Origin of the sequence: Pseudophaeobacter profundi (assembly GCF_029697505.1) — a bacterium.
In the GTDB taxonomy this organism is placed as follows: Bacteria; Pseudomonadota; Alphaproteobacteria; order Rhodobacterales; family Rhodobacteraceae; genus Pseudophaeobacter; species Pseudophaeobacter profundi.
On record NZ_JARJEF010000027.1, the window covers coordinates 1 to 16,340 of the forward strand.

A 16,340-nucleotide genomic window follows, 5' to 3' on the forward strand; every position below is an offset into this window, starting at 1 on the left:
GGAAACCTGACGCCCAGAGAATTTGCTGAGAAAAGAACGATGGACAAACTGGCCGCGTAGGGCCATCAAACCAACCCCAAGGACTCTCCGCTAGGTGGAGGAAACTTGGGGCTCAGGTCAACGAGCAAGTGCAAAACACTGGTTCCCAGAGGGTACGCCATGGGCATCTCTGCTGCGCTTATCTTGCAAACTGCAAGGGATGCGGTGGTGTCTCGGCATTGTCAGTAAGAGAATTCTCTGTAGGCTAAAGCGGTGCACAGGCGCACTCTCAGGTGGTAGTGGCGGAGGTTTTCGATGGTGCCAGTAAGTAGAAAGAGCAGCCGGTTCAGTAATTTGATGCCTAGGGATGGCAAAATGCTGCTGGTCTCTTGTCTGAGCGTCGTCACCGGCATGGCCTTTGATTTCCTGACACCATTGGGGGTGGCGGCCGGTGTTCTCTATGCGCTGTTTGTGCTGACGGCGTTTTGGTGGCAACACACCAAGACATCTTTTGTTTTTGCGGCTGTGGCGACTTGCCTGATCGGAGCCGGTTATTGGTACATTAACGATATCCGGGTCGATCTGGTCATCGTGCAGCTGAACCGTGCGCTGTCGGTCTTTGTGATCTGGGTCGCAGCCTTTATCATCTACGCGCAAAAGAAGATGGCCCTGTCGCGTGAAGTGAGCGAAGGCAACCTGCAGGCGGTGCTGGCCAGTGCCTTGGATGGCATTATCACGATCCGCGATGACGGCATCGTCGAGAGCTACAACGCGGCCTGTGGCAAGATGTTCGGTTTTACCGCCGAAGAGGTGATCGGCCACAACATCAAGATGCTGATGCCCGAACCTTATCAGCGTGAACATGACACATATCTGAGCAACTATCGCCGCACCGGCATCCGTAAAATCATTGGCATCGGGCGCGAGGTCAGGGGCCAGCGTCGGGATGGATCCACCTTTCCGATCGACCTGTCGGTGACCGAGGTGTCGACCAGTGGTCAACGGCTATTTTGCGGGGTCGTGCGCGATATTTCAAAGCACAAAGAGGCAGAGCAAGAGCGAGAGGAAATGATCCAAAAACTATCGCGTTCTAACCGGGATCTGGATCAATTTGCCTATATGGCCTCGCATGACCTGAAGGCCCCACTGCGGGTGATCGACAATGTGTCAGGCTGGCTAGAGGAAGACCTGGCTGATGTGATGGATCCTGAAAGCGCTGAAAACCTGCAACTTATGCGCAACCGAGTCGCCCGTATGGAGAGACTATTGGATGATCTGCTGGCCTATGCTCGTATCGGTCAGGGCGAAGACGTGCGGTATGATCAGAAAATCGTCGGCAACAAGTTGATCGAAGAGGCCCTGCTTCTCACGGATGTCCCCGAAGGTTTTGTGATCAATGTGGACCGCAAATTTGCAGAGATCGAACTGCACCGCATGCCGCTGATGCAGATCTTTTCAAACCTGCTGAACAATGCGGTCAAGCATCACGACCGCGAAGATGGCACTGTGACTGTGTCGGTACAGGAAGAAGAGGGCAGATACCTCTTCTCTGTTTGCGATGACGGGCCGGGGATTGATGAGCGCTTTCATGGAGAGGTGTTTGAAATGTTCAAAAGGCTAAAGCCACGCGACCGGATTGAAGGCAGCGGCCTAGGGCTGGCGATCATTGAAAAACTGACGCAGCAATTTGGTGAAGACATCAGCCTTAGATCGGCGGAAGGGGCGGGCAGCACTTTCAGCTTTCGTTGGCCGATTAATCAACCCGACAAGTCCGTGGTGAAAGAAGTCGCGCACAGATATCTGCCGGGATAGGGGCGCAACAGGCAAGAGCAGTCACTTTCTGCTGAGGGTAGAGGCGCATCGACGGTGACAGGATAGGGCTTGATACCGGCTGTCCTGCCTGTCCTGCGGGCCGAAAATCGGCCCAAATATATATGGCATTTTAGCGGCCTTCTTCAAACGATGCGATTTTTCCGCCAGCTGCAAGCATGTCAGAGCCGCGACCAAGCCGTCCAGCAGCATAAAAGACCGACCTCAAAAGACAAATCCTGCGGTGCTTCCTGTCGTGTTTCCGTCAGAAATGCGTGGTGGCGAAATGATGAAAGTGATTTTTTTCAGTCGCTTGACTGTATTGATGGGGCCTTGGCAGTCGGCGTATTGCGCGGCCCCTGCAATCGCCTTGGCAGCAGCAGTTTGCTTTTATTGAGGTCGGAACAAAATAGGCGGGTGCCAAAATCGCGAAGCGCTGGCAATGACCAGAGCAGGGATGGGCAGAGGTAATCGGGTATTAAGAAACAAATGCTCTTGTGCAGAAGAAATTCTTTCAGGAGCAAGATATGAAGTTTGGAATTGCAGCGACCGTATCGGCGTCACTTGTCATTCTGTCCAGCCCAGCAATGGCGGATGAAGTGACCGTATTGGCGGGTGATTTGCCCCCGATGGTCAACCAGGACGGAACCGGGCGTGAAGCTGAAATCATCTCGGCCGTTCTGGGGCAATGCGGGCATACTACGGTCTTTGTTGTGCAGCCTTTCACCCGTCATTGGCAGTCTTTTGAAAGCGGCACCGGCGACGCTGTTTCGACCGTTCCGGTTGGCATGCCAACCTCTGGTACCCAGACACAATCCTATGTGTCCTATCAAAATGGTGTGTCATACCTGACCTCTTCCGAGCATGAAGCCGCGACCCTGTCGGATCTGGATGGCTGGAATATCGTGGCCTTTGAAGGCGCTAGCAATATCGTTCCGGGTCTGTCGGGCAGCACCGAGGCGTTCAAAACCTACCGCGAAATGGCGGACCAGAAAACCCAAAGCAAGCTTCTCTATGGCAAGCGTGTTGATGGCATCTTGGGCGATGGTATGCTCTTTGCCGAATTCGCGCGTCAGCTGCAGGAAGCGGGCACATCTGCCGGTGTGGATGCAAGCCAACCGATCGAATTCCGGGCCATTTTCGAACCCAGCCCATACGCGATGAGCTTTCGTGATCCGGCCATGGCAGCAGATTTTGATCGCTGCTTTGCCGAACTGGAAGCCGCAGGCACCATTGCTGAGATCAATACGAAATGGACAGACAAATATCGCGATGCCCTCGAGGGCAACTACATGTCCTACTAACTGAATGCCGCCGTTTTCTGGTCGCCAAAGGCGGGCCAGCAAACGGCGGCATCCTCGCCAGGTCACCTGTGATCCCCTGGTTTTCCTGCGGATCTGGCCAGGCGGACCTGGCAGGGGGCAATTGCCTTCGATCAGGAGGACGCGAAAACACGACAAGCCGTTTAATCAACTGGAGCAAAACATGTCGGGACATCTAAAACGATTCTTGAGTATGTCCATCAAGAAGAAATTGTTGTTGCCAATCTTGGCATGCATTGTTCTGTCGAATTTTGCCTATACGGTTTTTTGGGCATCCAAGCACAGCAATGCCTTGATGGATGCCTTTGATGAAGAGATACAATTGGCGCAGAGATTTGTTGTGCCCCCCGTCGCAGCAGCGGTGTGGGACTTCAACAGCGATGCGGCCATGGGCGCCATTCAGGGCGTGGCAGAAATGGATAACGCGCTCTTTGCCGAGGTGGTTGTCGATGGCGGCAGTTTTGCCGAAGTCTTTGTCGACGAGGCACGCCGCGAAGAGCTGAAAGAGCAAATCGCCAACCTTTTGGCAGATGAAAGCCCTGAAAGCACCGCCGAGATCAATCAGGTGGTCTATGTCAAGTTTCCCGTGGTGCTGGCCGACGGAACCACAGTTGGCCAGATGGTCATGGGATTTCATAATGGCACCATTAGCGACACGGTGTCTTCGCTGTATCTACAATCGGCCATCATCGGCCTTGCGGTATGTCTGTTGATCGGGGTGATCGTCTATCTGTCGGCCGCTTCTGTGACGCGGCCGCTGGACCGAATTGTCGATCGTATTGATACGCTGCGCGGTGGGGATACTGAAAGCCCCGTACCGGAAAAACGCCGCCGGGATGAGCTGGGCCGCCTGGCCGCGGCGGTGGTGGAATTTGTCGAGGCCATGCGCGCCAATGCCGAGATGGAGGCAACCTCCAAGGCTGCCGCCGCCGAGCAGGCCGGAGTTGTGCAAGAACTGGCAAACGGGTTGAACAACCTGTCCAAGGGCAATCTGTCCTATCGCATCGAAAAAGAAATGAGCCCGGAATACACGGCGCTGCGGTCTGATTTCAATCAAACGGCGGAAACGCTGGATGATCTGATCGGTCGGGTTTTGGTTACAATTTCGCAGATGGATCAGCAGATTGGTGAAATGGCTTCCGGGACGGATGATCTATCCCGGCGAACGGAAAACCAGGCGGCCACGCTGGAAGAGACAGCAGCAGCCCTGGACAGCATCACCTCGAACGTGCGCAATGCGACAACCCAGACACGAGAGGTCGAAGGCACCATTTCCGAGACCTCTGAAGAAGCGCTGCGCAGTGGTGACATCGTAAAGCGCACGGTGCAGGCGATGAAGGAAATCGACGAATCCTCCGAGAAGATTTCGGCTATCAACAGCGTGATTGATGATATCTCTTTTCAAACCAACCTCTTGGCACTGAACGCAGGCGTCGAAGCCGCAAGGGCTGGCGAAGTTGGCCGTGGCTTTGCGGTTGTTGCTTCCGAAGTGCGCTCTTTGGCGCTGAAATCCGCCACCTCTGCCAATGAAATCCGTGATCTCATTCATGCCAGCTCTGAAAAGGTCAAAGTTGGGGTTGAACTGGTGGATGAGGCGGGCCGGTCGCTGGAGCATATCATCGCGAAAATTCAGTCGGTGTCGACGCTGATCACCCAGATCGCAGCCTCTTCTGGCGAACAGGCCTCCACCATTTCCGAAATCAACGCCGGGATGATCGAACTGGACCGGGTGACCCAGCAAAATGCCAGCATGGTGTTGAAATCCAGTGATCAGGGCAAAAGGCTGCAGCAAGCGGCGTCGGAACTGGCCGATCTGGTGGCGGGGTTGAAGCCTTCTGCACCGGGCACAGCCAGGGCGGGCCTGAACGCGGATGCGAGCTGTGGCGCATATGGCACGGATGATTTTGGCATGGATAGTTTTGATCCGGAGCGGTTGGCCGGTTAAGATCCTGCGGATCTTTGATGGTCCTCCTCGGGGGTATCGGCAACGCCTCGTTCCCAGCCTGTGGGACGGGGCGTTACTCTTTTGATGGCTTGACCTGCACCGAAGCCTGTTTTCCTATTGGTTGAAGATAAAAAGGAAAACAGATGATTGGATATGTAACCGTCGGCGTCACCGATATGGAGAAAGCCAAGGCGTTTTATTGCGATCTTTTTGCAGAACGCGGGGCAAAGGTAATCATCGATGCTGGGCGCATTGCCATGATTGGTGCTACCCCAAAAGAACCGATGATTTCGGTCTGTCTGCCCTATGATGGCAAGGATCCGCAGCCAGGCAATGGAAATATGCTGGCCTTTGCTGCGCAGAGCAAAGAAGAAGCGGATGCGCTCTATGCCAAGGCGATTTCTTTGGGGGCTACCTGTGACGGAGCGCCAGGGCAACGTATTCCTGATCGGTTTTATGGCGCCTATGTGCGCGACCCGGATGGCAACAAGATGACTTTTTATGTCTTTGGCTAGGTGATCGATTTGTCCTGCCGGGGTTTGAAACCCAGCGGTCTTTGGCAGTGAAGTACCAGGTCTCACGGCGCAAGCGGTGAGGCCTTTCTTGTTTCTACGCGGGCCTCATTCGGCTGTTTTCTGGGGGGCTCCTGTGCAGCGACAGTGATCGGAACTGGGGCCGGCCAGCTGGGCAGAGGTCAGCGGTGGGCTTGCTTGCCTGTTCGTGGTCTTTCGCCTAGCTTGCGTACAATTCTGTCTCATTGAAACGATCCTTAGATGTTAGATTTTGGTCTGGTTCTTCTGGGGCTGCTAAGCCTTATTTTTCTGCTTGGCGTGCCTTATCTGTTGATTTCACATATGCGGCTAAAGGCGCAGGTGCGCGCCCTGGAGGCCAGGGTCGCAGCGCAGATGGCGCCGCCGGGGTCTGCAAAGGATGCACTGGTTTCCCCGCCTGTTGCTGAGCTTGCTGACCCACCGACTGCGCCGGGCGATCAGGCCGCCATCAAATCAGGACTGCCCTGGGGCGAGCGCAAGCCCATGCCAGAGGCACAGGTACCAGAAAAGCCGTCTGAAGCATCAAAGTCAGAGATACGACAATTGGACGTGCAGCCCCCAGACGAGGCGGTGCCGCCGCGGGCCTTTGTGTTGCGGCAGGACCGTCTGGCGCTGCTGGTGCAATGGATGCGTGACAATTGGGTGCTGGTGGCGGGGGCAGCCTCGCTGGCGCTGGCGGGTGTCTTTATGGTGCAATACGGTGTCGAGAACGGTCTGTTGACGCCGTTCTGGCGGGTAATGGCGGCTCTGGGCTTTGGTGTGGCGCTGGTGGTCGGCGGTGAAGTCATTCGGCGTCGTGTCGGGGACGAAACCGAAGGGGCGGCGCAGCATCTGGCCTCTGCCTTGGCAGGCGCGGGCCTGGTCACCCTGTTTGCCGGGGTGCTGTCGGCCCGCATTCTATACGGGTTGGTTGAGCCGGGAATGGGGTTTGCCGCCCTGTGCCTGGTGTCGGTGCTGGCGCTGGTGCTGGGCTGGTTCTACGGCGCGTTTTTGACCGCGCTGGGGATCCTTGGGGCCTGTCTGGCTCCGTTTCTGGTGGGGGGGCAATCCCAGGCTCCCTGGATGCTCTACTATTATTTTGCGCTGATTTCCGTGGTCGGGCTTGGGGTGGATACCATCAAGCGCTGGGCCTGGATTTCCGGGCTTGCTCTGCTGGCCCCGATCAGCGCCGCTTGCCTGCTGTATTTGGCGGGAGGGGAGGCACCACATTTCCTGGCCGGGCTGATGGTGATTGCCGCCGCCGGGGTCATCGTGCCAGAGCGCAGCCTGTTTCCGCGCCATGCGGGGCGGGCCGTGGTGCAGATTTTCCAGTTTGGTGTGGGCGCGCGGATGTATCCTGAATTTCCCACCCGGATTTCGGCCTGTGTGACTGGCGCGGTGAGCGGCGCAGCGCTTTTGGTGGCGGTGCAGGCGGATCAAGCGGCAGAGGTGGTTTTTGCGCTGGGTATCTTGGTGCTGCTGCTGCTGGCAACACTGATCTGGATGCGCCAGGCGGTGGCGCTGTTTGATCACGCTCTGCTGCCGGGGCTGGCCATTCTGGCGTTGATCCTGAATGAGGGCTTCAATGCAGGCCCGCTGCTGCAAGAGTTTCACGCCGCCCTGCAGCGCCCGCCTGAAACAGCGCCACCGCAAACCATCTGGGTATTGATGGCAATTGGCGCGCTTGGCTCTGCCTTGGCCTATCTGCGGATGCAGTGGAGCCTGCGACCCGAGGCGGAGACAGAAGTCGATCGGGCGATCTATTGGGCCGTTTGTGCGGCGGTCTTTGCGCCGAGCCTGATGCTGGTGGTGGAGTTCACCTGGGCCCCGGTAGTGATCCATGGCACCTACACCTGGGCGCTGGCGGCGCTGCTACTGGCGGCGGGAATGACCTTTGGCGCAGAGCGCTGCGCACGCGGGCCGCAGGTGGCAAAGCCTGCACTGCGGGTGGCGCTGTTCGCCATTGCCGCGCTGACCCTTATCGCCTTTGCCTTGTTCCTTGTCCTGTCAAAATCGGCGCTGACATTGGCGCTGGCGGTCATGGTGGTGCTGGTGGTTGTGATCGATCGTAAATACGATCTGCCGACCCTGGCGGTCTTTGTGCAGTTGGGGGTCGCTGTGATCACCTATCGGCTGGTGCTGGACCCCGGCGTGTTCTGGGCGCTTGATCGCGACTATATCGACCAGGATTGGCGCTATGTAACGCCTCTGTGGCAGGTCCTGCTCGCCTATCTGGGCAGCCTTGGCCTCTTGGGCCTTGGCTGGCGGCTGGCGCGGGGACGCCGGGAAAAGACCGCGCTGGTACTGGAAAGCGCTGCCGTGACCCTGGCGGCAGTTTTCCTGAGCGTGCTGATCCTGCGCCTGCTGCCGGAAGAGATGCGCCATGGCCATGCTGGCATGGGGCTCTTGGCGACGGTCTGGACAGCCTGTCTGATGAACCAGATCTACCGGATTTCCTTGAGCGGTCGGGTATCGACAGTGCTGCGCGGGGTATTGGCGCTGGGCTATGGGCTTGCTGCCCTGGGCAGCATTCTGGCGCTGTTTGTCTTTGCCAATCCGCTGTTTTCCTATGCAGAGTTCACCGCAGGCCCCTTGATCTTTGATAGCCTTGCAGCGGCATATCTGCCGTTGGCTGCCGTCTTTGCCGGTGCCGCCCTACGGTTGCCGGGGCGGTGGGGCTGGCTGCGCCGGGCCTGCGCGGTTCTGGCCAGTGCCCTGGGCGCCTATTATGTCAGCCTAGAGATCCGCCGGTTCTGGCAGGGCGACGACCTGAGCCTGCCGGGCGTCAGTGATCCAGAGCTGTATTCTTACACCGTCGCGCTGTTGCTGGCCTCGGCAGGCGGGCTGATCCTGGCGTTCTGGCGGCGCTCTGACCTGTTGCGCAAGCTGGCCATGGCAGGGGTGGTGTTGACTATCGCCAAGGTGTTCCTGGTGGATATGAGTGGGCTTTCCGGGTTGATGCGGGTGTTTTCCTTTATGGGGCTTGGGTTGGCATTGGTGGGGCTTGCCTGGTTGAATCGGGTGATGAATGCCCAGTGGCAAAAGCGACCAAAAGGCAACGCAGACCCTGCCAACTAGGTGGGGGCTGGGGCGGAGCTGTCCCTTTGATTATATGCGCCTTGCGACAGGGGCATTCCATGCATAAAGGCGGGCCATATTGGCCCGCCTTTTATATGTTCTGGGTGAAAACTGCCCGCAGATGCCAACGCCGTAGGGGGGCAAGCGCTCGCGGGGGGCTAGAACAGAAAGTCGTCGGCCGTGAGGTCCGCTATTCCAACACCGGTGAGCATCACGCTATTGCCGAGACCATCGCTGATGATCGCATCGCCGCCCACTTCGCTGAGGTGATTGTTCACCAGGTCATCGTAGCTACTTATGCCGCTGACACCCGCCAGTGAAATGATCTCGCCGGTTTCGGTGGTGTCAAAATCGGTGATGGTATCGGTGCCAAAACTTCCGGAAAAGACAAAGACATCGGCGCCACTGCCGCCAGTCAGCACCTCATTGCCACCATCGTCATTCAGGGTGTCATTCCCCGCACCGCCAATCAGCGTGTCATCGCCCCAGGCGCCGTTCAGCAGGTTGTTGCCGCTGTTGCCGGTGATCACGTTTGCGCCGCCATTCCCGGTGCCATCAATATCTGCGCTGCCGGAAAGGGTTAGGCTTTCCAGGTTCTGGCTGAGGTCCCGCAGTGCAATGCTTACCGATGAAATCACATGATCGGTGCCATTGCCCTTCGTTTCGACGATCCGATCACCAAGGCTGTCGATATAGTAGGTATCGTTACCGGTGCCTCCCGCCATTTGGTCGTTGCCGTTGTCATCCTGGAAGGTATCGTTGCCTGCGCCGCCAAGCAGCGTGTCATCGCCCCAGGCACCGTTCAGCAGGTTGTTGCCGCTATTGCCCGCAATCACGTTTTTGCGGCCATTGCCAGTGCCGTCGATGTCGCCGGTGCCTGTCAGGGTCAGGTTCTCTACATGATTGCTAAGGTCGCGCAGCGCAACTGACATGCCCGCCTTTATCAGATCTATTCCTTCGCCTTGCTGTTCACGCACCTGGTCCAAGGCATGATCAACATAATAGGTGTCATTGCCGGTGCCGCCGATCATCCGGTCCTTGCCCGCGCCGTCCTTGAAGGTGTCGTTGCCTGCGCCGCCAATCAGTGTGTCATTGCCCCAGGCGCCGTTCAGCAGGTTGTTGCCGCTATTGCCGGTAATTGTGTTCTTGCGCCCATTCCCGACACCAGAAAAATCGCCTGTCCCGGTCAGGGTCAGCGTTTCGATGTTGTTGCTGCTGTTGCGAAGCGCAAAGCTGGTGGAGGCCTCGACATGATCCTGGCCTTCGCCACTGTTTTCTACAATCCGGTCAGTGCTGGCATCGACATAGTAGAGGTCATCTCCGCTACCGCCCACCAGGGTATCATTGCCAGCGCCACCGATCAGCGTATCGTTCCCGCTGCCGCTTTGCAGATAGTTGTCTGCCGCATTGCCGGTGATGGTATCATTGCCAGAGCCGGTGATGGCGTTTTCAATGACTGTGCCGCGGCCAATGGCAAAGTTTCCGACCTTGCCGTTCAAATCGGAAAAGCTGTCGACCACCAGGCTTAGGTTCTGGTTGTAGCTGCGCGAACCCAGATTGATGGTATCGATGCCGCCACTGTCCACAATAGTGAAGGCATAGCTGTGGTCCATATCCATGATACTGCGACCGGTGCTGTTGCCATCGCCATAGGTGGTATTGCCGGTTTCCACATTGGTCGGGACGCCATAGAGATCCTGAATGGCGGCAATGTCGGCGATCTGGGGCGTGTAGACATAGGCAAAATCGGCATCAACCGCTGTGGCCTCATACTGTGAGAAATAGGACATGATGCTCATCTGCCAGCTGTCGTTGGCATATTCCGCATCGTCTTCATAGGTCCCGGTGCCATTGTAGAGACCAGCGTGCCCCAGGCCAAGAGCATGGCCTATTTCGTGGATATAGGTCTGCAGATAGTAGTCTGCATTGGCGCCCCACCACGTGGGAATATTAACCCATGATCTGTAGATGTCACCTGATGAATACACGGAGGATTGGGCATAGGCCCCCCTTTGGTCTGTGTCGTCAAAACTGATATCCACGATGCTCGATGTGGTTTCGACAAATTTCAATCCGGAAACCGCTTCCCAGGCTTCCAGAGCTTGTCGCGCGACTGCCTTGGCAGAGGCCGTCAAACCGGTCAGATTTACACTGAGTTCGTCTCCAGTCGACTCGCTGAAGGAGCGTTTTGCACCACCGTTGGCTTCCCAGTAGCCAGTTGTCAGATAGTCGGCGATCTCGTCAACGGTGTTTGTTGGCTTGGTCGCATAGCTTGTTTCCACGGTGGGCGTATGTGTCGTGTCTTCAACAAAGAGGCGATGATCGCGGTTGCCACAAAACTCACACATGGAACTCTCCTGACCGGGCTGAAGTCACGGGAGTTGAAAGGGTCTGGCTGTCGGTGCTGGCAGGCATAAGGCAATTCTCTATATTTACTACAATATTGATTTTCCGGTCGCAGAGACCGGGCTATATGGCGGGATTTCTATATCGGCAGGTCAGAGACCTCAATCAAAGCATGTGCAAAAGGTGTCAGGTTATGACCCTCTAATTTACTGTCCATGATTGATAACTCCAACAAGGGGCCGTCCACACGTTGGCCCTCTTGATCTTGCCAAACCAGTTGTCCAGAGAGCCGATCTTTGGTGCGACTTTGTTCAAGATAGCGAAGGGTCAAACCCGAGAAGTGATCGGCTATTTCAGTGCCGGACGGGGCGCTGATATCTGCTAGTGTCAGATCCAGTTCCGGCGTTTTGCTTTTAAGCGCCTCCACCAGGGCTTTGCAGATTGAAGGGTGCTGTTCAAAATCACACTGGAACAGGACTTTCGGCAATTCTTTACTGGACACAGGAGAGACCACGCTAAAAACAAGGGCAGCAGCAAGGGGATGAAGGACAGGTATAAATCGAAGCAATAGTTTTACTCAGGGTGGGGCCGGGCCAGTCTTCACAAATCTTCAGGTTCATTATCAAATAGTTTAAGATTATGGTGATTTGGAGGGCATTATTTGGGCAAAATTATGCCGGAACCCGAAAATAGGTAAAACACCCGTCTAAAGGCCGAGCCGATGTGAGCTTTGCCAGCCTGCGCAAAATGCCTCTCCCCAACAAGATCAGCCCGGCTGGGTTGATATGTGTCGGAGAGAAGGCCTGTTTCATCGCTCGCGGTTACTGGTCGGCTGCCAGTGTTTCAAAGCGAAGGCCTGCTGCCGTGCGCGGTGCAAAGCCTTTCCAATAGCTGTGATCGGCCTGCTCCTTGCCGGTGTCATCCTTGGAGATAACCCCGTCAGCGGCATTTGCTACCAGTTCCAGATAGCTGGCCTTGTCGTCCTCTGCCTTGAGATGCAGCCCCATGAATGCGGTGGCAAAATGCTGGGTGATATTGTTCATCCGGTTGGTATCCCAAACAGCATCGGCGTAGTGCTCAAAGGGGATGAAATCCAGATGGTCCACCGGGTCCCAGCTTTCGATCGGGGCGGGCATGGGGGCGGCGGCGTTGTGGTTGGCGTTTTCAAAGGTCAGCAGATGGCGGCTGGTATTGACCGCGCCTTCAAAGATCTGGCGCATGGCCGCATAGACCGAAACATCGTCGACACTGCCGGCCATCATCAATAGCGGCTTGTTGATGCCAGCCAGGCCGGTGGCATCCCAGAAGCCGGTGTTCATGCCCCAGGGACCAATCGCAACCACGGCTTTCACCCGCGGATCAATCAACGCCGCGTGGCTGTCAGACCCAGCCTGGTGGCGGGCCAGCAAACCGGCGGGGGTGCCCCAGCTATATTGGGTCGAGGCTTCGGTCACACCAGCCCCTGCAAAGACCAGCGCGCCATAGCCACCCATGGAATAACCGATGACCCCGGTCTGGTCGGTATTGATAATGGCACCCAGGGGCCCCACCAATGCTGCCATTTGATCAATGACAAACCGTTGGTCCAGTGGACGGTTCAGCAGGGTAGAGCCAAAGGCAGCCTGATCTGAATAGGTGCTGTCGCGGTGATCAATCGAGACGGTGACATAGCCCTTGGTGGCAAGGTTTTCCCCAAGATGGGACAGCAGATAACGATTGCCGGGGTAGCCATGCGAAATCACCACCATTGGAAAGCGCTCTCCGCTTGCCGGGGTGGCATCACGGGCGGCACGGCCTGTTAACGTCACTTCGGTTTTGCCATCCCGCAGAATGGCCTGATAGCTGCCGCCTGCCTCGGTGCCGACAGCGGCGGGGTACCAGACTTCAACGGTGATGTCGCGATCATACAGCGGCTGCGCCGCGTCGGTGGTATTGAGGATGTCGTGCTGCCCCGGATTGGTGAATTCCAAGGTCCGTACCCCGATGGGATAGGCGCCAAAGGCGGCCAGCTCTGGTGCGTCGGGGCGAATACGGTCAATGCGGTTTTCGGCCAGTGCCAGAGATGGCAGGCTGGTTGCGGCCAGGGCCAGACCAATCCCGGCGGCGCGGATCTTGTTGGACATGTTTGTTCTCTCAATTTGTTCTTGTCGAATACCCCAAAGCGCCCGAGGGGTGGGCAGGGTGGGACTGGCGCCAGCAATAGGAGCGCAATGTAACAGGTTCGCTGCTGCAGCCATGATAGATGACGAGCCAGCACGGGCTTGGGTCAAGAGTTTGTGGCGGCTGCTGCGGCAAAAACGCAGCGTTATTGCCGGGCGGTGTCCTTGGCCGCAGAGGCGGGCAAGATGGTGCAGAGTGGGAAATATCTGGTCTCTGATTGGGCTCTTCTAAAACCGTTTGCGCCAGTCTCTAGGGGATCTGTGCTGATTAACCTTTTTTTGGTTGAACACTATTGTCAGAACTGGACATATTTAAACCTACCAATCTGGAAGGACGCCCACCAATGACGCAAACACCCTGGCTGGGATTTTCCATTGATCGGTCATCGGGCACGCCAGTGTTTGAACAGATCTGCAGTGCCATTCGCGCGCGGGCTGCCTCTGGTGCCATGGGGCTGGGTAGCAAATTGCCACCAACGCGGGTCTTCGCAACAGAACTTGGGGTGTCGCGCTCTACCGTTGTCACCGCTTATGAACAGCTGGTGGCCGAGGGTTATTTGAGCAGCCAGCAAGGGTCGGGCTATCGTCTGTGCGCGGTGGGAGAGGTGGAGCTGCCCCAGCAAAGCGGCGTCAGCGCTGACCAGGACCTTGCTTCGCCCCCGCAAGAGATGCCGACGTCGCGCCCGTTTCGTGCGGGCACCCCGGATATGTGGCTGTTTCCCTATCGGCAATGGGCCAAGACGGTGGCGCGGGTTTGCCGCGCTGATCCGCAGGCGATGTTTCATGGCACCGGTGGCTTTGGTGCCTGGGCGCTGCGGCAGGCGATTTGCGACCATGTTGCGGAATGGCGCGGGATTTCCGCCCGACCAGAGCAGGTGATCGTCACCGCCGGTGCCACCGATGCCTTGTCGATCTGCCTGCATGCGCTGGCAGTGGCGGGCGACAGGGTGGCGCTGGAGGATCCCGGCTATCCACCCTTGTCGCATTTTGTCACCGCGCAGGGGTTGAGGGCAGACTATCTGCGTCTGGACGATAGCGGTGCGATTCTGCCGAGCCGATCCGCTGCCGCACGTCTGGCCATTCTGACCCCTTCGCATCAATTTCCGCTGGGTGGCGCGATGTCGCCTGCGCGCCGAATGGAGTTCCTCCAATGGGCCCGCGAAACGGATGCCTGGATCATAGAAGATGACTACGACAGCGAGTTCCGCTACGCGGGCCGCCCCATCCCGGCGATGGCAGGGTTTGATCGGTTGCAGCGCAGCCTCTACATTGGCAGTTTTTCCAAGATCTTTTCCAACGCGCTGCGCCTTGGCTATTTGATCCTGCCGGAATCGTTGGTGCAGGTGTTTCAACACAGCATCCAGCGCTTTGGCCCCTTGGCCAGCAGTATGCCACAGCAGCCGCTGGCAGATTTTATCGCCAGCGGAGAGTTTTATCGCCACCTGCGCCGGGTGCGCCGGGTCTATGCCGAGCGCCGTCGCTATCTGTTGTCGAGGCTGGCGCAGGATTTTGGCGCCTATGGGTTTTGCCATGATCATCAGGCGGGCATGCAGGTGGTGTTCCATCTGACCTGCAACCAGCGGGATCGCGACATCTGCGCCGCCGCCGCCGCACAGGGGCTGACGCTTGAGGCGCTATCGGGGTTTGTGCAGCGTCAGACCGGGGCGTCGATAGCCCATAACGGGCTTTTATTGGGGTTTTGCGGGTACAACGAGGCTGAGCTTGAGCAGGGGCTGCTGATCCTGAAACGGCTATTTGACTGAGGTTGGGGGAGGGCTGCCAGCAGCCACCCACAGCCCAACGCAGAGGGGCCGCCAGTGGGGCGCGGGTGTGTTTGTTATAATTGCATCTATTGGTATCGCTGAAATGTTCTTTCAGAAAGTGGAAATAATGAAATCTTAGGACACCGGGCATAAGCAGAGCAGAAGCATAAGTTTTAAAGGACCATCCAAAATGCCACAGCTCCTGTTCCGATTGCCGACACGGATATATGCCCTGGCGGCCTTAGCCGTTGGTTTGGCCGCTGTTTTGACCTTTGTATTATTGTCGCGATCAGTAGAAAACGCCTACGACATGCGCGAAAAAGAGCTCGGCAGTGTGACCGATGCAATGATCAGCATCCTTGTGGATCTGGATGCGCAGGTGCAGGCGGGCGAGCTGACGCTTGAGGAAGCCCAGAAACAGGGCAAGGCCGAGATTGAACTGTTGCGGTTTGGTGCGACCGGTTATTTCTTTGCCTATGATGATAAAAACGTGATGCGTGCCCACGCAGTGGCAAAGCAATTGATCGGTGAAGACCAGTCCAGCTACGAAGATGTGAATGGCCTCTTGATTTTCCAGGAATTCGCCAAGGTTGTCGAAGCCGATGGCGCAGGATCGGTCATTTACCATTTCAATAAACCGGATTCTGAAATCCAGGAAGCAAAAATGGGCTATGTGAAGCTCTTTGCTCCTTGGGGTTGGGTCATCGGAACAGGTGCATATGTATCTGATATTGAAGAAGAATTGAATGCGATGCGCTGGACGGCAATGACCGCGCTGGCAATCAGCCTTGCGATCCTGGCGATTGGTGCCAACGTGATCACCCGCAGTGTGACAAAGCCGGTGAACGCTCTCAAAGACCGGATGCACAGCATGGCAGAGGGTGACACCGAGACCGACATCCCTGGAATCGGCAACAAGAGCGAAATTGGCGATATGGCGCGCCGACTGGAAGTGTTCCGGCAGTCGCTGATTCGTCAAAAAGAGCTGGAGCAGGAACGAACGGACCGCGCAGCAGAGCAGTCAGATGTTGTTTCAACTCTGAGCCGCAGCCTGGCTGCGCTGTCGCAGGGGGATCTGACGGTGAAAATCGGTCAGGCCTTCCCGGCGGATTATGCCCAGTTGCGCACCGACTTTAACAAGACGATCGAAACCCTGAGCGGCACAATGGCCAAAATGGTCGAGGCGACCAACTCCATTCGCAACGGAGCCGCTGAAATCAGCCAGGCTTCGGATGATCTGTCGCATCGTACCGAAAGCCAGGCGGCGACGCTGGAAGAAACCGCCGCCGCGATGGACGAGCTGACCGCAAGCGTCAAATCGGCCGCCGAAGGGGCGCGCAGCGTCGAGGCGACGATGGAGGCAGCCAAGAAAGAGGCAGAGATCAGCGGCGAGGTGGTGCAGAGCGCGG

General features: G+C 57.1%; 10 protein-coding genes. 7 read left to right on the forward strand and 3 right to left on the reverse strand.

The genetic code is table 11. The features are described 5' to 3' along the window. The first annotated feature begins 354 nt into the window (after positions 1–354). From P2081_RS19985 to P2081_RS20005, 5 genes are all read left to right on the forward strand, one after another. On the forward strand, positions 355–1,791 hold the full coding sequence (locus P2081_RS19985) for a sensor histidine kinase (protein ID WP_278924550.1): 1,437 nt from the start codon (positions 355–357) through the stop codon (positions 1,789–1,791). A 524-nt stretch (positions 1,792–2,315) separates the two neighbouring features. After that, complete coding sequence (locus P2081_RS19990; protein ID WP_278924551.1) at positions 2,316–3,092, forward strand: substrate-binding periplasmic protein; 777 nt, start codon at positions 2,316–2,318, stop codon at positions 3,090–3,092. Between the two features lie 235 nt (positions 3,093–3,327). Then, positions 3,328–5,055 (forward strand): methyl-accepting chemotaxis protein, encoded by a 1,728-nt coding sequence (locus P2081_RS19995; protein WP_278924552.1) that lies wholly within the window; start codon positions 3,328–3,330, stop codon positions 5,053–5,055. 143 nt (positions 5,056–5,198) lie between these two features. Further along, positions 5,199–5,570, forward strand: a complete 372-nt coding sequence (locus tag P2081_RS20000; protein WP_278924553.1) for a VOC family protein — start codon at positions 5,199–5,201, stop codon at positions 5,568–5,570. Between the two features lie 258 nt (positions 5,571–5,828). Beyond that, a complete protein-coding gene (locus P2081_RS20005) occupies positions 5,829–8,663 on the forward strand; it encodes a DUF2339 domain-containing protein (RefSeq protein ID WP_278924554.1) in 2,835 nt (944 codons plus the stop codon). A 158-nt stretch (positions 8,664–8,821) separates the two neighbouring features. On the opposite strand, the gene P2081_RS20010 is transcribed toward P2081_RS20005, so the two are convergent. The 3 genes from P2081_RS20010 to P2081_RS20020 form a co-directional block, all read right to left on the reverse strand. After that, on the reverse strand, positions 8,822–11,011 hold the full coding sequence (locus P2081_RS20010) for a M10 family metallopeptidase (RefSeq protein WP_278924555.1): 2,190 nt from the start codon (positions 11,009–11,011) through the stop codon (positions 8,822–8,824). 137 nt (positions 11,012–11,148) lie between these two features. Beyond that, positions 11,149–11,511, reverse strand: a complete 363-nt coding sequence (locus tag P2081_RS20015) for a hypothetical protein (RefSeq protein ID WP_278924556.1) — start codon at positions 11,509–11,511, stop codon at positions 11,149–11,151. Positions 11,512–11,830: 319 nt separating this feature from the next. Further along, entirely contained in the window at positions 11,831–13,132 is a 1,302-nt protein-coding gene (locus P2081_RS20020) for an alpha/beta hydrolase family protein (protein ID WP_278924557.1), read from the reverse strand. 380 nt (positions 13,133–13,512) lie between these two features. On the opposite strand from P2081_RS20020, the gene pdxR reads away from it, so the two are divergent. Both pdxR and P2081_RS20030 read left to right on the forward strand, forming a co-directional pair. Beyond that, positions 13,513–14,931: a MocR-like pyridoxine biosynthesis transcription factor PdxR gene (gene pdxR / locus P2081_RS20025; RefSeq protein ID WP_278924558.1), complete on the forward strand. Its 1,419-nt coding sequence runs from the start codon at positions 13,513–13,515 to the stop codon at positions 14,929–14,931. 190 nt (positions 14,932–15,121) lie between these two features. Further along, the coding region (locus P2081_RS20030) for a cache domain-containing protein (protein ID WP_278924559.1) at positions 15,122–16,340 on the forward strand (1,219 nt) is incomplete at its 3' end.